General features: G+C 58.6%; 17 protein-coding genes. 3 read left to right on the top strand and 14 right to left on the bottom strand.

The features are described from left to right. Positions 1–107: 107 nt before the first annotated feature. The 5 genes from sseB to trmJ form a co-directional block, all read right to left on the bottom strand. Positions 108–875, bottom strand: coding sequence for an enhanced serine sensitivity protein SseB (gene sseB / locus FT726_RS01845; RefSeq protein WP_058758294.1), 768 nt, complete (start codon positions 873–875; stop codon positions 108–110). 52 nt (positions 876–927) lie between these two features. Beyond that, a complete protein-coding gene (gene pepB, locus FT726_RS01840) occupies positions 928–2,214 on the bottom strand; it encodes an aminopeptidase PepB (protein WP_346302348.1) in 1,287 nt (428 codons plus the stop codon). A 57-nt stretch (positions 2,215–2,271) separates the two neighbouring features. Further along, on the bottom strand, positions 2,272–3,441 hold the full coding sequence (locus FT726_RS01835) for an IscS subfamily cysteine desulfurase (RefSeq protein WP_136545942.1): 1,170 nt from the start codon (positions 3,439–3,441) through the stop codon (positions 2,272–2,274). Between the two features lie 89 nt (positions 3,442–3,530). Next, positions 3,531–4,028 (bottom strand): Fe-S cluster assembly transcriptional regulator IscR, encoded by a 498-nt coding sequence (gene iscR, locus FT726_RS01830; RefSeq protein WP_031279392.1) that lies wholly within the window; start codon positions 4,026–4,028, stop codon positions 3,531–3,533. 135 nt (positions 4,029–4,163) lie between these two features. Next, positions 4,164–4,907, bottom strand: a complete 744-nt coding sequence (trmJ, locus tag FT726_RS01825; protein WP_031279390.1) for a tRNA (cytosine(32)/uridine(32)-2'-O)-methyltransferase TrmJ — start codon at positions 4,905–4,907, stop codon at positions 4,164–4,166. 122 nt (positions 4,908–5,029) lie between these two features. Here trmJ and suhB point away from each other — a divergent pair, with 122 nt between their 5' ends. Then, entirely contained in the window at positions 5,030–5,833 is an 804-nt protein-coding gene (suhB, locus tag FT726_RS01820; protein ID WP_058758291.1) for an inositol-1-monophosphatase, read from the top strand. 47 nt (positions 5,834–5,880) lie between these two features. Here suhB and FT726_RS01815 read toward each other — a convergent pair whose 3' ends face one another. The 3 genes from FT726_RS01815 to FT726_RS01805 all read right to left on the bottom strand — a co-directional run bounded on the left by FT726_RS01815 (position 5,881) and on the right by FT726_RS01805 (position 8,690). Continuing rightward, positions 5,881–6,894 carry a hypothetical protein gene (locus tag FT726_RS01815; protein ID WP_058758290.1) on the bottom strand — a complete coding sequence of 338 codons (1,014 nt, stop codon included), beginning with the start codon at positions 6,892–6,894 and terminating at the stop codon, positions 5,881–5,883. 201 nt (positions 6,895–7,095) lie between these two features. Then, the gene (locus FT726_RS01810; protein ID WP_346302347.1) at positions 7,096–8,073 is read right to left on the bottom strand and encodes a nickel/cobalt transporter; all 978 of its coding nucleotides are present in this window, start codon (positions 8,071–8,073) and stop codon (positions 7,096–7,098) included. Further along, positions 8,064–8,690: a DUF1007 family protein gene (locus FT726_RS01805; RefSeq protein ID WP_059009930.1), complete on the bottom strand. Its 627-nt coding sequence runs from the start codon at positions 8,688–8,690 to the stop codon at positions 8,064–8,066. The genes FT726_RS01810 and FT726_RS01805 overlap by 10 nt, the downstream gene beginning before the upstream one ends. 158 nt (positions 8,691–8,848) lie before the next feature. Here FT726_RS01805 and csiE point away from each other — a divergent pair, with 158 nt between their 5' ends. After that, on the top strand, positions 8,849–10,117 hold the full coding sequence (csiE, locus tag FT726_RS01800; RefSeq protein ID WP_058770857.1) for a stationary phase inducible protein CsiE: 1,269 nt from the start codon (positions 8,849–8,851) through the stop codon (positions 10,115–10,117). Here the strand turns inward: csiE and FT726_RS01795 are convergent. Beyond that, positions 10,114–11,250 (bottom strand): 3-phenylpropionate MFS transporter, encoded by a 1,137-nt coding sequence (locus tag FT726_RS01795; RefSeq protein ID WP_346302346.1) that lies wholly within the window; start codon positions 11,248–11,250, stop codon positions 10,114–10,116. The two genes, csiE and FT726_RS01795, sit on opposite strands and share 4 nt — an antisense overlap. A gap of 124 nt (positions 11,251–11,374) precedes the next feature. Beyond that, the gene (gene glyA / locus FT726_RS01790) at positions 11,375–12,628 is read right to left on the bottom strand and encodes a serine hydroxymethyltransferase (RefSeq protein WP_021506540.1); all 1,254 of its coding nucleotides are present in this window, start codon (positions 12,626–12,628) and stop codon (positions 11,375–11,377) included. A gap of 337 nt (positions 12,629–12,965) precedes the next feature. Here glyA and hmpA point away from each other — a divergent pair, with 337 nt between their 5' ends. Then, positions 12,966–14,150, top strand: coding sequence for an NO-inducible flavohemoprotein (hmpA, locus tag FT726_RS01785; protein WP_152390559.1), 1,185 nt, complete (start codon positions 12,966–12,968; stop codon positions 14,148–14,150). 51 nt (positions 14,151–14,201) lie between these two features. Here the strand turns inward: hmpA and glnB are convergent, their stop codons facing one another. From glnB to FT726_RS01765, 4 genes are all read right to left on the bottom strand, one after another. After that, positions 14,202–14,540 (bottom strand): nitrogen regulatory protein P-II, encoded by a 339-nt coding sequence (gene glnB / locus FT726_RS01780; protein ID WP_007886217.1) that lies wholly within the window; start codon positions 14,538–14,540, stop codon positions 14,202–14,204. 77 nt (positions 14,541–14,617) lie between these two features. Then, a complete protein-coding gene (gene glrR, locus FT726_RS01775; RefSeq protein WP_058758284.1) occupies positions 14,618–15,949 on the bottom strand; it encodes a two-component system response regulator GlrR in 1,332 nt (443 codons plus the stop codon). A gap of 2 nt (positions 15,950–15,951) precedes the next feature. Continuing rightward, on the bottom strand, positions 15,952–16,623 hold the full coding sequence (gene qseG, locus FT726_RS01770) for a two-component system QseEF-associated lipoprotein QseG (RefSeq protein ID WP_058781722.1): 672 nt from the start codon (positions 16,621–16,623) through the stop codon (positions 15,952–15,954). A gap of 3 nt (positions 16,624–16,626) precedes the next feature. Beyond that, a complete protein-coding gene (locus FT726_RS01765; RefSeq protein ID WP_125309208.1) occupies positions 16,627–18,054 on the bottom strand; it encodes a HAMP domain-containing sensor histidine kinase in 1,428 nt (475 codons plus the stop codon). Positions 18,055–18,548: the final 494 nt, after the last annotated feature.

Here is an 18,548-nt window from a genome sequence, read left to right as displayed (position 1 = left end):
GACGCATTAATGCGCACCTGGGTGAAATCGGTACAATGTTGATGACGCATTTATGCGCACCTGGGTGAAATCGGTGCGATTTACCGGCGCACTGATGCGCACCGGCACTAAATAATCCGCTGGCTGCCTTTGAAATCGCGCAGGAAACTGCCCCAGCGGCGCTCATAAAACGGCGTAATGTGCGCGGTGAAGAAATGGCTGACACCCTGCTCATTACTGACCACTTCACAGATATCAATTGGCGCGTCATCGGGCAGCGTATCAGTCGCCACGCTGCCGGCCGCCTGAATAATCGCATCAATATCGCTGTCGGCTTCAATCCCAATCAACAGATTCGCCTGTTCATCGGCACGCTCACGAATGCTGGCAACGTAGGCGCGACGCACCTGTTTGTATTTCGCAAACAGCTGGGTCAGCGAATCGATCATCTGCGCCGGCGGCTCGGCCACTTCGGACAGCAGCAATGCATGACCGCCCTCCAGCACCGTTTGCTGGCTCAGCGCACTGCCCTCTTCGCCCAGCAGATGCGCGATCTCGCCGGGTGAAAACTCTTTGCCGGCCGGCAGTTTTGGATTGAGGAACAGCGTTTCGCCCAGCGTCATTTCAAACAGCGTGCGCGTCGGTAAACGCAGATACGGCTGCTCACCCTGAATGGCTTCGCTCATCGCTGCTTCTGAGGTAAAGAAAGGGATCACGCTGCCGCCGCCCTCTTTCTCCCAGTGCTGTAATTCTACCGGCGAGGTGGCATCAAACTGCTCTGCGGGACTTTCGCCCGGCACCCAGACATCGGCCTCCAGCAACAGCTGAAAAAATTCCGGACGGTGCGCAGGCTCGGTGGCCGCCAGCTTCAGCACCTCTTCAAGACGGTTACTCATAAGGGATAGGCTTCCAAAAAAGACGGCAGGTTGCAGCCTGCCGTTGTCGGGATTATTTCAGTAACAGACTGGCAATGGTCCGCACGCCAAGGCCTGTCGCACCGGCGGACCACTGATCCACCGCGCTTTTGCGATAGGTCGCGGAGCAGTCAATGTGCAGCCAGCCCTGCTGATAGTTGCTGACGAACCACGAGAGAAACGCTGCCGCGCTGCTGGCGCCCGCCGCGTGGGCTGCGCTGGCGATGTTATTCAGATCGGCAAAATTGGACGGCAGGTGGTTGCGGTGGAACTCGGCCAGCGGCAGACGCCAGAAGGCTTCGTTTTCGCTGGTGGCGCTGCCCAGCAGCGACTCCGCCAGCACGTCGTCAAAGGTAAACAGCGCATGATAATCGTTGCCCAGCGCGGTTTTCGCGGCACCGGTCAGCGTGGCCGCATCAATCAGCAGCTGCGGACGCTGTTCGCTGGCATCGATCAGTCCATCGGCCAGTACCAGACGCCCTTCGGCGTCGGTGTTCATCACTTCAACGGATTTCCCGTTGCGATAGCGGATGATGTCGCCGAGGCGGAACGCGTTGCCGCTGACCATGTTATCGGCGCAGCACAGGAACAGCTTTACGCGCTTATCCAGGCCGCGCGCAATCGCCAGCGCCAGCGCACCGGTTACCGTTGCCGCGCCGCCCATATCGGATTTCATCGAATCCATGAACGCGCTCTGCTTCAGGCTGTAGCCGCCGGTATCAAAGGTGATGCCTTTGCCCACCAGGCAGGCGTACACCGGTGTGCTGTCGTCGCCGCCGGGGTTGAAGTCCAGCGTCAGCAGCACTGGCGGACGCGTCGAGCCGCGGCCCACGGTATGAATCCCGGCATAGCCCTGCTCACGCAGATCCTCACCTTTGATGATGCGATAGCTCACCGCGTCACCGCCTACTTCGCTGATCAGATCGATGGCGCTGTGCGCCAGCTGCTCCGGACTGAAATCTTCCGCAGGCAGGTTGATGGTGTCGCGCACCCAGTCAACGATCTTCAGGCGCCGATCGAATTCGGCCTGATCGGCCTCACTCAGCGTCGGCCATTCGACCTGACGCTGGCCTTTCGGGCTGCGGAAACCCTGCCAGAACGCCCAGCATTTCTCCAGATCCCAGCCTTCGCCGCTCAGCGCGACGTGGCGGATGCCCTGGCCGTCCAGCTTGCGTCCGGCACGTTGAATGCTCATCAGCGCATCGGCACCGGTCAGGTGAACGGTCATGCCACTTTCATTGCTGCTCAGCAAGGCTTTCTCGCCCCAGCGCGCGTCGGCGGCCTGGGAGCTGAGCGTAATCGTCATGGGTTGTGTTGTCATCGCGTGGCTCCGTTTGCGTTTGTTATCCCTGCGCACTGACCGGCGCAGGGCGAAAATTTAGCGGGAAGTGGCCGGCGTCAGCGCCCGTAAGCGCGTTACCGCCTTATGTACCACCCCGATGGCATAATCGATCTCTTCCTGCGTGGTAAAGCGACCCAGCGAAAAGCGCAGCGAGCTGTAAGCCAGCTGCTGATCCACGCCCATGGCGCGCAGAACGTAGGAAGGTTCAAGGCTGGCAGAGGTACAGGCGGATCCCGACGACAGCGCCAGATCTTTCAGCGCCATGATCAGCGATTCGCCATCGACGTGGGCAAAACTGATATTGAGGATATTCGGCGCGCCCTGTTCGAGTGAACCGTTGAGCTGTACGTCGCTTAGCGTGCTGATGCCCTGCCACAGACGATGGCGCAGCGTAGCCAGGCGCGCACTCTCGTCCGCCATCTCTTCGCGCGCGATGCGATAGGCTTCGCCCATGCCGACAATCTGGTGCACCGGCAAGGTCCCCGAACGCATGCCGCGCTCGTGACCGCCGCCATGCATCTGCGCGTCGATCTGCAGTTTTGGTTTACGCCGCACCCACAGCGCGCCGATGCCTTTCGGCCCGTACAGCTTGTGCGCTGAGAACGACATCAAATCCACCGGCAGCGCGCTGACATCGAGCGGCAGTTTGCCCACGCTTTGCGTGGCGTCCACGTGGAACAGGATGTCGCGCGCGTGACACAGCGCACCCAGCGCGGCGATGTCCTGAATCACGCCGGTTTCATTATTGACGTGCATCAGCGACACCAGCACGGTGTCGTCGCGCAGTGCCGCCTCCAGCATCGCAGGCGTGACGATGCCGTCCGCGCCGGGCTGCAGAAAGGTGACGTCAAAGCCTTCACGCGCCAGCTGGGCACAGCTGTCGAGCACCGCTTTGTGTTCGGTCTGACTGGTGATGATGTGTTTACCGCGCGCCTGATGCTGCTGCGCCGCGCCCTTGAGCGCCAGGTTATCGGCTTCGGTGGCACCGGAGGTAAACACGATTTCGCGTGGATCGGCGTTGATCAGTTCGGCAACCTGGTTGCGCGCCACGTCAACGGCCTCTTCAGCCTGCCAGCCAAAACGGTGGGAACGGGAAGCGGGGTTACCGAAGGTGCCATCCAAAGTGAGGAACTGCATCATTTTGCTGGCGACACGCGGATCCGCAGGCGTTGTCGCTGCGTAATCCAGGTAGATCGGTAATTTCATTGCGCTAAAACTCCGTATAAAAAATCATACGTCTTTATAGCACGATTCAGCCTCTCCTGGGTTAACAGCAGAGGCTGAACGGGAGAGGATCAGGCGCGCAGATTGACGTTGATGGTTTCCTGCACGCGATGCTGCTGGAAGCGACGGTTATCAACGCTGTTCTGGCGATCGGCCACGTCGAGGATCTCCTGGTTATTAACCAGTTCCGCCAGCGTGATGTTGTTGAGGAAATCGCTGATGCGCTCGCTCAGGTCGCGCCACAGAACGTGGGTCAGGCAGCGCTCGCCGCCCTGGCAACCCTCTTTACCCTGGCATTTGGTGGCGTCAACGGATTCGTCCACCGCGGTAATCACCGCGCCGACCGCAATCGCGCCGGCGTCTTTGCCTAACAGATAACCGCCGCCCGGACCCCGCACGCTGGCCACCAGACCGTGCTTACGCAGACGCGAGAATAACTGCTCCAGATAGGAGAGCGAAATGCCCTGACGCTCTGAAATATCGGCCAGCGGTACCGGGCCCTCGTGCGAGTGCAGGGCAACGTCCAGCATAGCGGTTACGGCATAACGTCCTTTGGATGTCAGTCTCATAGCATACAACCTCGTAAGCGTCCGCCAGCGAGTTGGCGGGTTATCTGAAGAATGGAGGCCAGTCTGACATTCCCGAGTATTTTGGTCAACTATTTAACCGAGTATTTCGCTCAACTATTTAACCTGGTGTTTTACTCAACTATTACCCTTGTCGTTTTTGGGTTTTTCAAACGACGACAGCATGCCGCGCAGAATGTTGAGTTCGTCGCGCTCCGGACGCGCACGGGTATAGAGGCGACGCAGTTTGCTCATCACCTGGCTCGGTGTGCCCTGGCGGATAAAGCCGCTGTTCAGCATCATCTGCTCGATGTGCTGATAGAAGCGCTCCAGATCGTCAACCAGCGGATACGGTGAGGCTTCATACTGCGGCTGCGGACTGGCTTTCTCCTGCGCGTCCAGCCACGCCATGCGCACTTCATAGGCAATAATCTGCACCGCCATCGCCAGGTTGAGCGAGCTGTACTCCGGGTTGGCCTGAATGGCGACATGATAGTGGCACTTCTGCAGCTCTTCGTTGGTCAGGCCCACGCGTTCGCGACCAAACACCAGCGCTACCGGCGCCTGCTGGCCCTCTTCCACGCTTTTGATGCCGCATTCACGCGAGTCAAGCATCGGCCACGGCAGCGAGCGCGAGCGGGCGCTGGTCCCCACCACCAGGCTACAGCCGGCAATCGCCTCATCCAGCGTATCGACGATCTTCGCCTCACCGATCACATCGCTGGCACCGGCAGCCAGTGAAATAGCCTGCGAGTCCGGTTTCACCAGCGGATTGACCAGATACAGGTTGCTTAAGCCCATGGTTTTCATGGCGCGGGCAACGGAACCCATGTTGCCGGTGTGCGAGGTTTCTACCAGTACGATTCGGATATTTTGCAGCATAATAGATAGCGATAAGGAAATGATGGCGCGCATCCTAACATAAAAGCAGGACATTTGCTGAACACCCTGATATACTCCGCGCCGTTTTCACCCCGTTCTTTAACATCCAGTGAGAGATACCGATGCATCCGATGCTCAACATCGCCGTGCGCGCAGCGCGCAAGGCCGGAAATTTAATTGCCAAGAATTATGAAACCCCGGACGCCGTCGAAGCCAGCCAGAAAGGCAGCAACGACTTCGTTACCAATGTTGACCGCGACGCAGAACGTCTGATTGTCGAAGTGATTCGCAAATCCTACCCGCAACACACCATCATCACCGAAGAAAGCGGTGAGCTGGCGGGCGACGATCAGGATGTTCAATGGGTAATCGATCCCCTGGATGGCACCACCAACTTCATCAAACGTCTGCCCCACTTTGCTGTTTCTATCGCCGTGCGCATCAAAGGCCGCACCGAAGTGGCGGTGGTTTATGATCCAATGCGTAACGAACTGTTCACCGCTGTACGCGGTCAGGGTGCGCAGCTTAACGGCTATCGCCTGCGCGGCAGCACGGCGCGTGACCTCGACGGCACCATTCTGGCTACCGGCTTCCCGTTCAAGCTGAAGCAGCACGCCACGCCGTTCATCAACATCGTGGCAAAACTGTTTACCCAGTGCGCTGATTTCCGCCGTACCGGCTCTGCTGCGCTGGATTTGGCCTATGTGGCCGCAGGTCGCGTTGACGGTTTCTTTGAGATTGGCCTGAAGCCATGGGATTTCGCTGCCGGTGAACTGCTGGTGCGTGAAGCGGGCGGTCTGGTGACCGATTTCACCGGTAACCACGGCTATATGCTGTCTGGCAACCTGGTGGCCGGTAACCCGCGTGTGGTGAAGGCGATGCTGGCCAGCATGCGCGAAGAACTGAGCGAAGCGCTGAAGCGCTAAGCAAAAAAAGGCGGCTAAATCAGCCGCCTTTTTTATTACTGACTTTGTTACCGACGCTCGTGGGTTAACACGGTGCGCGGCTGGGTACGCCGACCGACACCACCGAGGACCGCCGCCAGCACCGCCTCGATCAGCATCATGAAGAAGGCAAACCAGCTGGCTTTCGCCGTTGCCGCCGCGGCTTTCTCTGCGGCTTCACGCGCTTTCTGCTCCGCTTCCTGCTTCAGTTGCTGATATTTCTGCATCGCCTGTTGATAGCTCTGCTCAGTCTGATTAACGATCTGCTCCGCTTCCTGATCGCTTTTTCCGGTCCGCGCTTTAATAATGTTTTTCAGCGCATCACGGTCTGCAGCCTGCAGCGTATCGGCATGACGACTCAGTACACCACGGATCCAATTGGCAATATCATTGTCGGCATTCTGTGGATTCTGTGCCGTCTGTTTCGCCTGGTTTTGCGCATTATTCGCTTCGCTATTTACATCCTGCTGTAAATTTTCCGGCTGCAGTTCCGGTTTGCCGGTCTGACGCAGCGTGGTTTGCAATTCATTTTGCAAATCATCCAGGTTGATATTATTTTCCTGCAGCTTCTCTTTCGCCATATTGGTCACCGATGGCGCTACCGCAGAAATACCGTTCCCCAGGGCATTAAAACCGGAGCCTAAAATATTAAAGGCGCCGCCGATAATACCGCTGGCAAGTGAAATCGCCAGCCACAGCGTAATCAGGGTACTGACACCAAACATCAGCAGACCGTGCAGCGCACCTTCGCGCTGAGCCAGCCGTCCGGCAACGTAGCTACCGACCGCCAGCGCAATCAGCATGCTGGCCCCGGTCCAAATCAGCGCCCCGGTCCCCAGGTGTTCCAGCGGATTTTGTTCCTGCTGGGGATCGATGGTCGTGGCGCCGATCGCGGTTCCCAGCAGCCCCAGTAAAATATGAATGATTAATGCCGCAATCACCCCTGCAAATACGGCACTCCAGGAAATGCGTTTCAACGGTAAACCGCCGTGCGTTTCCACCACCGTTTCCGTGCTGCCATTATTAGTCCAGGTTTCAGGCATATTTATTTCCTCACAAACATTGACGATAAAGAGTAACGCATATAAGAGCACACCCTGTCCTTTTTGATATTATCTAGCGTAGACAGAGAAAACTCTTTTCACCAGATCGTCGGGCAAGAGAAATTAAAGTCTGCGTCGCGGGCAAAAAAAAACGCAGCATATTCAGGGAATATGCTGCGCTTATTTTTTAAAGCGTATTAATTAAAAAGGACGCAGACCGCCACCGAAGCCGGGCGTAGCACTGTGCCATAAAATAAAGCCGGCCAGCAGCAACAGCAGGCTGCCAGCCAGCATCACGGCCGGCAACAACCATTGCGCTGCCCCTCTGCTGCTGACCCTGCCGAGACGCACCGCCAGCACGCGCGAGCGCTGCACCAGCAAACCCAGCAGCGACACGGTGAGCGCGGTGCCCAGCGCCATGGTCAGCGCCGAGGCCACGCCCCAGCCATATACGCCAATCACTTTGGCAAACAACAGCATCATGATGGCACCAGAACAGGGCCGCAGCCCCATCGACAGCACCACCAGCGCCTGGGTTTTGCCGCTCACCGCACCGGCCAGCTGTTGCGCGCTCGGCAGGTGGGCATGACCGCAGCCGCAGTCAGCATGATGCTGATGATGTGGCCGTACCGCGCGAATCTGGAGCCCGGTCGCCGGACGGAACGCGCGGCGTAACCCCTGCAGCGCGCGCCAGCCCACCCAGACGCCGAGCGCCATCACCAGCAAATAGCTACCTTTCTCCAGCCAGTAACTGGTGAGATGCAGCTGGCGCGACGAGGTTTGCAGCACCACCAGCATCAGCGTCACCAGAGCAATCGCCACCGCGCCCTGCAACAGCGCCGCCAGCAGCGTCAGCTTCATGCTGGTTTTCAGCTGCGCCGGGTGGGTAGCGAGAAAGGTGCTGATCACCACTTTGCCGTGGCCCGGCCCCAGCGCATGCAGCACGCCATAGGCAAGGCTGAACAGCATCAGCGTGACACCGGCCTGCTGCGGCTGCTGCGCCACCTGTTGCAGGAGCTGCGTCATCTCACGGTGCAGAACCTTTTGCCACAGTACGCTTTGCAGCAGAATCTGCGGCCAGTGCAGCCACAGCAAAGCGCCCGCGGTAATCAGCAGCGCAGCCAGCAGCCACAGCGGCCACCAGCGACGGGAAGCGCCAGGCAGTGAAATCAACGACATGTCAGGGTTACCGTCTGAGCAAACTGCTGGCCGAGATCCATATCCTCGGGCGGTGCGTCAGCTTTATCCAGCGACAGCGCGTACTGTTTTAGCGAGTCATTCGGTTTGGGCGTGTGTAAGTCAAACTGGCAATGGGCTTTCACGGTCTCATCCATGGTGATGGCTTGCGGATTGTCATAATACATATCAACAAAGTAACTGGGATCGAAGGTCTGGATGCGGTATTGCCTGGCGCTTAACGACTGCGGTTCGCCGAACGGCACAATGAACTCCAGCACCGCTTTATTGCCCTTGCGCGACAGCTGATACTCCTGCGGCAGGTTGAGAAATTTCACCCGATTTTTATCCTGCCACACTTCGGTAAAATAGTGCTGGCCCAGCACATTGGCCATTACCTGTGCCGCCAGCTTTTTCCACACCACCTCGCCGGGTTTGGCGTTGCCGGCATCGTACAGCAGATCGGCGGAAGTGATTTCATCCATGGTCCATACCATCTTCATCGCGCTGAGATGATCGTCCTTACCGATCAGTTCGGTCTGCATATCAATAAAGCTGTGTGGATGCGCCCACACGGCGCCGCTGAACAACAGCGTAAAGCTAACGAGCGCAATTTTCATATGTTATAAAGTAACAAATTTTAAAGTCAGAAGGATACCGGGCCAGAAAAAACTGTGACCCGCCCTGAAGCTCTGAACAAAAGTCATGACAAAGGCCAGGGTCAGCGCGTGGAGTTGGCTATTCTTAGCTGAAAAATGACCTGCGGATAACACGATTGATGAGTTCAGCGCATTCTACTGCTCCCCTCTTCAGCCGCGCCCAGCGTCGTTGCCATCTGCTGTTGCTGCTGTTTCTGCCTGCTCCCGCGTTAACGCTTGAAAAGCTCTGCCAGTTGAATGGCGTGGACCCTGTTGTCGCCCGACAGGATATCGCGGATGTCGGAGATGAGATACAGCGCTTTCACCAGCTGGAATTACACCAGATGGTGGATGGCAGCTTTCGCATTCATGGCACGGAACTGGACCGGCGTCTGTGCCTGCTGCACTGGCTGCGCCGCGCGCTGCGCCTGTCGCAGGATTTCGTCTGCACGCATTTTGCGCCGGCACTGCGCCAGCGGCTGAAGGTGCTGAAAATTGAGAAAGCGCTATGGGATGAAACCAATCTGCAGGCGCTGATCCAGCATTGCAGCCTGCGGCTGGCGCGCGATTTCACGCCTCGCGACCGGCTGTTTCTGCAAATCTTCATGAAATATGCGCTGTGTCAGCGTCAGACGGCGCTGTTCAGCGAGCGCCAGCGCGCCTGGCTGGCGGCGAAGATTGAACGCAGCGCAGCGGATGACGTGATCCATCACTGGCAAAAACGTTGCCATCTGGCACCGGACGTCAGCGAAACCGATTTCTGGACGCTGCTGTTCAGCCTGATTCACGCGCCAGACGGCAGCCAGCTGGCGGACAGTCAGGCACACAAGCTGATGGCTGCGGTGGAAGCGCTGATTGCCCGCTTTGAGCAACTGGCGCAGACGCGCATCAAAAATCAGCAGCAGCTTAAGCTGCAGCTCTATACTCACCTGGCGCAGGCGCTGGATCGTAGCCACTTTGCCATCGGCATTGATAACAGCGTGGCGCTGGACGTAGCGCGTCTCTATCCGCGCCTGCTGCGCACCACGGCGCGCGCGCTGCAGCACTTCAGCAGCGATTTCGGCACGCAGTTTAGCGCAGAAGAAGTGAGCCTGGTGGCGGTGCAGTTTGGTGGCTGGCTGATGCAGGAGAGCGCGCTACAGGAGAAACAGGTGCTGTTACTGACCGGCGCTGACGCGGCGCTGGAACAGCTGCTGGAGCAGCAGCTGCGGGAAATGATGCTGTTGCCGATCAATATTACCTATCAGGATATGCTGCACTTTCAGCGTGAAGGCGCACCGCGCGATGTGGCGCTGGTGGTGACGCCCTACGCCACCGCCCTGCCGCTCTATTCGCCGCCGCTGATCCACGCTGAGCTGCCGCTGAGCGATCACCAGCAGCAGCGCATTCGTCAGCTGCTGGAGTCTTAAGCCGCGCGTGGCCGCAGGAACAGCGCCGGCAGCGCCACCAGCGCCATTACCCAGAACAGCTGGCCGTGCAGGTGGGTAAACAGCACGCCGCACACCATCGTCATCACCGCGATGCCGCCGCCCATTGCCAGCGCCGAATAGAGCGACTGCAGACGAATCACCTCTGCGCCTTTGCGTGCGGCAATAAAGCGCATCGCCGCCAGATGGCAGACGGTAAAGCTGCCGCAGTGCAGAATCTGCGCCACAATCAACAGCGGTAGCGCTGTGCTGGCACCCAGCAGCGTCCAGCGCACCAGCGCGCACACGCCGGACAGCAGTAGCAGATCGCGCGCGCTCCAGCGGCGAAACAGCCGGTTACTCAGGGCAAAAATCACGATTTCGGCCACCACACCCAGCGACCACAGGTAGCCCACGACCGACGCGGAGTAGCCCGCTTCCTGCCACCAGATGGCGCTGAAGCTGTAATAAGCAGCGTGCGCGCCCTGCATCAGCGTTACGCACAGCATGAAACGCCAGACACTGTTCTCGCGCAGCAGGTCGCGCCACGCCGCCCAGCCACCGCTCGCGCCCTGGCGTAGCTCACCCTGCGGTCGGGTTTGTGGTGGCAGCAGCATGCCGGACAGCATCGCCAGCGCGCCTGCGCTCAACAGCAGCAGAATCACCTGCGATGACCAGGCGCTGACCAGCATACCGGTAAGCGCCGAGCTGATAACAAACGCCAGCGAGCCCCACAGCCGTACCGGACCATAGGCCAGCCCGATTTGCTGTGTCCAGGTGGCCGCCAGCGCATCACTCAGCGGCACCAGCGGCGAGAAGAACAGGTTAAAACCAATCATCACCAGCAGCAGCCATAGCCACTGACCGCCCAGCCAGAAACCGAGCGCGAACAGACAGGTCGCCAGCGCCAGCAGGCGCAGCGCAACAATCAGCTGCGCTGGATTTTTCACCTGCGAAGCAATCAACAGGCTGCCGGCAAAGCGCGCCACCATGCCACAGCCGAGCAGCAGGCCAATTTTTTCCGCATCCAGCCCGTTGCCCTTCAGCCACACGCTCCAGAACGGCAGATAGATGCCATAGCAGAAAAAGTAGGTGAAGTAGCTCAGTCCCAGCCACCTGGCCGATCCGATGGTCATGTTTCCTCCTGTTGACGCTCCGCCGTGCGCGGAATGGCCGTTACTTTCTCAAAGCCGCCTGCGAAAGGGAATAAAAAAAGGATGGCTTGCGCCATCCTTCTTCACACTGCGGGTTTGGCGCTTATCAGGCATAAACCGGCAGACGGGCACAGATATCCAGCACTTTCTGTTTGGTGCGCTCGATAGTGGCTTCGTCGTTGATGTTGTCGAGAACGTCAGCGATCCAGCCCGCCAGTTCGCGCACTTCCGCTTCTTTGAAGCCGCGACGGGTTACTGCTGGCGTACCGATACGCACACCGGAGGTCACAAACGGGCTCTTCGGATCGTTAGGTACGCTGTTTTTGTTCACGGTGATGTTAGCGCGGCCCAGAGCGGCATCCGCCTCTTTACCGGTCAGACCTTTGCTCACCAGATCGATCAGGAACAGGTGGTTGTAAGTACCGCCTGAGACGATGTTGTAACCGCGCTCCAGCAGCACTTCCACCATCGCTTTGGCGTTCTTCGCGACCTGCTGCTGATAAGCCTTGAACTCCGGCTCCATGGCTTCTTTGAACGCGACGGCTTTACCGGCGATAACGTGCATCAGCGGGCCGCCCTGACCACCCGGGAACACCGCGGAGTTCAGTTTCTTGTACAGCTCTTCGTCGCCGTTTTTCGCCAGGATCAGGCCACCGCGCGGGCCGGCCAGCGTTTTGTGCGTGGTCGAGGTCACGATGTGCGCGTGCGGTACCGGGTTCGGATACACATCAGCAGCGATCAGACCGGCAACGTGGGCCATATCAACAAACAGCCAGGCGCCGATGCTGTCGGCGATTTCACGCATTTTGGCCCAGTCGCACACGCCAGAGTAAGCAGAGAAGCCGCCCACGATCATTTTTGGCTTGTGGGTCTGCGCCAGTTCGGCCAGCTCTTCGTAATTGATTTTGCCGGTTTCATCGATGCCGTAAGGGATAACGTTGTACAGCTTACCGGACAGGTTGACCGGCGAACCGTGGGTCAGGTGACCACCGTGTGCCAGGTTCATGCCCAGAATGGTGTCGCCCGGCTGCAGCAGCGCGGTGTACACCGCGAAGTTAGCCTGGGAGCCGGAGTGCGGCTGCACGTTAGCGTAATCCGCGCCGAACAGCGCTTTGGCGCGATCGATCGCCAGCTGCTCAACAATATCCACATATTCACATCCGCCGTAGTAGCGTTTGCCCGGATAGCCTTCGGCATATTTGTTGGTGAGCTGTGAACCTTGCGCCTGCATAACGCGTGGGCTGGTGTAGTTTTCCGAAGCAATCAGTTCAATGTGCTCTTCCTGACGCACCTTCTCCTGCTCCATAGCCTGCCACAACTCGGCATCATAATCGGCAATGTTCATATCACGCTTTAACATCCGCATCTCCTGACTCAGCAACTTTTTAACGGCAGTTTAAGCCCCGGCTAAGGGGCGAAGGCCAACAGTGTAAACGGTTTTGCCAGGGGACGGTAGCGCCAATCCCCTCTTTTTACGCAAACGATTGGCAAGGCGCTGGCACGGGATTTTTACGCTTTTTAGCCGGGGAAGAAAACCGGATATTTGTTCATCAGCAGCGGGAAAATTTTTCAGCTTTGCGCGCCCGCCAGCAGATTGGCACTCGTCACCCCAGACAAAACGGGGGATTTACAGTGCGCGGCAACAGGCATAACATGCATTTAAAATACATGTTTAAAATTACTCTGAGGATCAGCCCATGCTTGACGCACAAACCATCGCCACCGTGAAATCTACCCTGCCCGCGATTGCTCAACTCGGCCCGCAGCTGACCGGTCACTTTTATCAGCGGATGCTGACGCAGCATCCCGAGCTGAAGAACGTGTTTAACATGAACAACCAGCGCAGCGGCAATCAGCGTGAAGCGCTGTTTAACGCGATCTGTGCGTACGGCAGCAACCTGGAAAATCTTGAGGCGCTGCTGCCGGCGGTGGAGAAAATTGCGCAGAAGCATGCCAGCCTGAATATTCAGCCGGCGCAGTACGCGATTGTCGGGGAAAACCTGCTGGCGACGATTAAAGAGCTGCTCAATCCAGGCGATGAAGTACTGGCGGCGTGGGGCAAAGCCTATGGCGTGCTGGCTGAGGTGTTTATCCAGCGTGAAGCAGCGATTTACCGTGCGTCGGAAGAAAAGGTCGGCGGCTGGCGCGGCGCGCGCGATTTTCGTATCCGTGCGATTACCGCGCAGAGCTCGGTGATCAAAAGCATTGAGCTGGTGCCGAATGATGGAGAGCCGGTGGCGGACTTCCTGCCCGGCCAGTATCTGACCCTCAGTCTGCGCCCGGCGGACAGCGACTACATTCAGCACCGCCAGTATTCGCTGACGCATCTGCCGGATGGCAAAGCCTATCGCATTGCAGTGAAGCACGAAGCGCAGGGCAGCGTCTCCGGCTGGCTGCATCAGCATGCGAAGGTTGGCGATATCGTGCAGTGCGCCGCGCCGGCCGGGGATTTCTTCCTGCAGGCAGCAGCGCAGACGCCGGTGACGCTGATCTCAGCCGGCGTCGGGCAAACGCCGCTGTTAGCCATGCTGGCCAGCCTGGCGGAGCAGCAGCATCCGGCCGCAGTATGCTGGCTGCACGCCGCCGAAAACGGCGCGCAGCACGCGTTTGCTGATGAGGTCGCGGCGCTGGGTGCGCAACTGCCGCGCTTTAGCCGCCACGTCTGGTATCGCCAGCCGCAAGCTGACGACGCGGGACGTTACGACGCGCAGGGTCTGATGGATTTAGCCACCGTCTCAACCGCACTGACCCAGCCCGAGGGTCAGTTCTGGATTTGCGGCCCGCTGGCATTCATGCAGTTTGTTGCGCGCCAGCTGACCGACGCCGGCATCAGCGCCGACCGCATTCACTACGAAGTGTTCGGTCCGCACAAAGTGCTGTAAATGAAAAAGCCTGCACGCGGCAGGCTTTGTGTCTGGTGAGGAGCGAAGGGCTCAGATGGCCTCTTCGTCTTCCTCGCCGGTACGAATACGCACGACGCGCGCCACGTCAAAGACAAAAATTTTGCCGTCGCCGATTTTACCGGTCTGCGCGGTTTTCATGATGGTTTCTACGCAGGTATCGACGATATCATCGCCCACCACCATCTCGATTTTCACTTTTGGCAGAAAATCGACCATGTATTCGGCACCGCGATACAGCTCGGTGTGGCCTTTCTGACGTCCGAAGCCTTTCACTTCGCTGACCGTCATCCCGGTGATGCCCACTTCTGCTAAGGCTTCACGCACATCATCGAGTTTGAATGGTTTGATAATTGCATCGATCTTTTTCATCACAGATCCTTTTTTCGCTCCCTCCATGATGGACGGGTAACTATGAGTATAAGTGTTCCTGACGCTGCCGCAGCAAGCTACTCTTTAAATTCGCTGGCGTCCAGTTCGTGGCGCGACAGCAGCTTATAAAACTCGGTACGGTTGCGTCCAGCCAGACGCGCCGCATGCGTAACATTACCTTTGGTCATCTGCAGCAGTTTGCGCAGATAGTTAAGCTCAAACTGGTTGCGTGCTTCGACAAAGGTCGGTAGCGCCGTGTTCTCGCCAGCCAGCGCCTGCTCTACCAGCGCGTCACCAATCACCGGCGACGTAGTAAGCGCCACGCACTGCTCAATCACGTTAACCAGCTGGCGCACATTTCCCGGCCAGCTGGCACTCACCAGCCGTTTCATCGCATCGACCGAGAAGCTGCGCACAAACGGTTTGTGGCGATCGGCCGACTGGCGCAGCAGATGGTTGGCCAGCAACGGGATGTCTTCGGCGCGTTCGTGCAGTGCCGGGATCCTGAGATTCACCACGTTGAGACGATAGTAGAGATCTTCGCGGAAGCTTTTCTTCTCCATCGCCTTCGGCAGATCGCGGTGCGTGGCAGAGATGATGCGCACGTTGATGTCGAGATCGCGGTTGCTGCCCAGTGGGCGCACTTTGCGCTCCTGCAGCACGCGGAGAAGCTTCACCTGCAGCGCCTGCGGCATGTCGCCAATCTCATCGAGAAACAGCGTGCCGCCTTCCGCCGCCTGAAACAGCCCTTCGCGCGCACTTACGGCACCGGTGAAGGCGCCTTTGGCGTGGCCAAACAGCTCAGACTCCAGCAGCTGTTCCGGCAGCGCGCCGCAGTTGATGGCAATGAAAGGTTTACCGGCGCGCGGACTGGCAGCATGAATCGCCTGCGCCAGCACCTCTTTACCGGTGCCGCTCTGGCCGTTAATTAATATACTGACGTCAGATTGCGCCACCATGTGCGCCTGCTCCAGCAGCCGCAGCATCAGCGGATTACGCGTGACGATCGCTTCGCGCCAGCCGTCATCGCTGACCGGCGCGCGCTGCGCCAGTGCTTCGTCAATCGCTTTGTATAGCGCATCGCGGTCGACCGGTTTGGTCAGAAAGCTGAACACGCCCTGCTGCGTGGCGGCTACCGCGTCCGGAATCGAGCCGTGCGCGGTCAGGATGATGACCGGCAGTCCGGTATGGCGCTTCTGGATTTCAGCAAACAGCGCCAGGCCATCCATTTCATCCATGCGCAGATCGCTGATCACCAAATCGACTTTCTCTTTCTGCAGATGACGCAGGGCTTCCGGCCCGCTGGCCGCGGTCGCTACCTGATAACCTTCACTGCTGAGACGCATACCGAGCAGCTTGAGTAAGCCCGGATCGTCATCCACCAGCAGTAAGCGTGCGGCCTGTTTCATGGTTACTGCTCCTCGCTTTGGGCATCGCTGGCACCGTGTGTGCTGTCGCCGCTGTCCGGCGCTTTGCGCGATGACAGCTGACGCTCGATGTCAGTCAGTCGCTGCAATTTACGCTGGGTATCGTCCAGCGTTTGCCGCAGTTGCGTTTGCTGCTGACGCAGGCGATCCAGTTCGGCGTCATTGCTTTGCTGCAGCGCGGCGTAGCGGCCGCGCGCCTCGCTCAGCTCCAGCTGCGCGGCCTGGTTACTGCGCCACAGCTGCAGCAGCGGACGCACCGCCGCCGGATAATCCGCGCTGTAGCTGTCGAGCGTATCAACGTACTGACGGCGCTCCACCGGCGTCACGTTGCCGTTCGCCAGCAGGATGCCCTGCTTAAAGGCGCGCGCCCAGTTCTGTACCGGCCAGCGCCGCGCTTCCGCCCGCGCTTCGGCCGCCGACAGCCGCTCACCGCAGTCGATAGCGCGCTGCCAGTAAAGTGGATTGCTCATGGCCGCCGGTGCTTCAATCTGCCAGACATTCTGGCAATCGGTGGCCAGATAATCCGCCAGGCGCACGTCCGGCTCCGGCAGGTTCACCGCACCGCGCGGCATACTGCTCTGGGGTGGCGCCTGACAGGCGCTCAGGCCGATGGCGATCAGTGCGCCGACGAGAAATCGGCTGGATGTGAGTTTCATTAATCAGGCATTCCCGGCGCTGGTAGTCAAAATGATACGAAAACAGACGTCCGCGTCCGTGCGCGTGACCAACTGCAAATCACCCTGCATCCTGCGCAGGCAATCTTTGGCGATGCTTAATCCCAGCCCGCTGCCTTTCACCGGCCCTTTGCGCTGCTGGCTCCCCTGATAAAAGGGCTCAAAGATCATCGCCTGCTCTTCAGCCGGAATCGGCGTGCCGGTGTTGGCCACCTCAATCCACACCTGGTTGCCCTTCTGCTGGCTCTGCAGCCAGATGTTACCGGATTCGCTACCGTAGTTCACGGCGTTCGAGTAGAGGTTATCAATCACCCGCTGCAACAGCGTCGGTTCCGCCAGACAATAGCGGGCCTGCAGATCGATATGCGTGTGCATCTGGCGCGCGCTGGCGGGCAGTGAGTGCACCCTGACGACGCTATCAATGATAGCGTCGATAGCCACCGGTTCCAGCCGCATTGGGCTGTCCGCCAGCCGGCGATTGTAGTCGAGCAGCTGTTCAATCAGTCGCTGCAGATGACGGCTGCTGGTGTCGAGAATGGCGACAACTTCCTGCTGCTCCGCATTGAGCGGGCCGGCAACCTGGTCGGCCAGCAGTTCGGTGCCTTCGCGCAGGCTGGCCAGCGGTGTTTTGAGTTCGTGCGACAGGTGGCGCAGAAACTCATGCCGCTGTGCCTCCAGCCAGCTAAGACGTTCGCTGAGCCAGACAATGCGCTGTCCCAGCGAGCGAATTTCGCGTGGCCCGCGAAAACTGACGCTATTGCCCAGCGTTTTGCCCTCACCCAGCCGGTTAATCATGCGTTCGACGCGCTTAACCGGGCCGATAATCATGCCGGTGAACAGCAGTACCAGCACCAGACTGATCAAAAACAGTATCAGCGCCTGCCAGCCAAAAAACTGGCCGCGATCGGCAATTTCGCGCTGTAGCTGCAGGCCGCGTGAAAACACCACTTCACGTGTGGCCTGCACCATGCGGGTGTTGGCGGCGGAGAATGCTTCCAGCGCGCTCGCCGCCGGTGCCAGCAGATTGCCGTTATCACACTGCAGCTTTTCCAGCTGCGGCAGTGCGCTCTGCAATATTTTGAACGTTGGCAAATCGGGCAGGCTGGCGGCATGGCTGCTGAGCATCTGGCCGTAGCGGCTCCACTGCGTTTGATACAGGCGTGCCAGACTGGCATCGCCCAGCACGCAATACTGGCGATAGCTACGCTCCAGCTCCAGCGCCGTACGCGCCATCGCCTCACTGCGACGCACGTCGGTGAAGGTGTTGCGGTTAGTGTCCGCCGCCTGATTACTCAATGCTGACAGGCTTTCCCACGCCTGCCATGCCAGCACCAGCAGCGGCAGCAGCACCAGCAGAAAGGCCATTAAAACCAGTTGCCGCAGGGATCGGGGAAACAGACGCCATCTCTTCACAACCGCGCTTCCTTTGAGGTGAGTTGCAGGCATGCTAGCGAAGTCCGGCAAGGTTAGAAAGGCTGAAAACGAAAACGGCAGGCCTTTTGGCCTGCCGTGAGAGCGACGCCGCAGCATCGCCTGCAAAATAGGTGGAGCCTAACTCAACGTTGCGTCCGGTGCTTGATAACGTTGCAAAGCAAGCGATTATCGGTTGGGTGGACGGCAGGCTCCGTTTGGTGCGTCATTCGAAATTTTATGAGCTCAACCGCAGTGCGGGGCAATCATAGACAGGAGAATGAGCAACGTAATGAGTATAGCAACTATCGTGCCAGAAAATAAATAACCTTGTTAATCAGCATACTGCCAGCTCAGAGAGGGAATCAACGACGCTTTCGGACCGGCTGGTCTGGAAAAAGTGTCGCCGATTAGCAACGGCTTTAACGCGCTAACTTCGCACCCATAAAAAACAACGATTTAAATGTCACCTTTTAGCGACAACTCAGTCATGGGAT

This window comes from Pantoea sp. Morm (genome assembly GCF_016643525.1).
GTDB lineage: Bacteria > Pseudomonadota > Gammaproteobacteria > Enterobacterales > Enterobacteriaceae > Pantoea > Pantoea dispersa.
The sequence above is the reverse complement of the archived record's forward strand: the minus strand, read 5'-3'. Positions and strand labels throughout refer to the sequence as shown.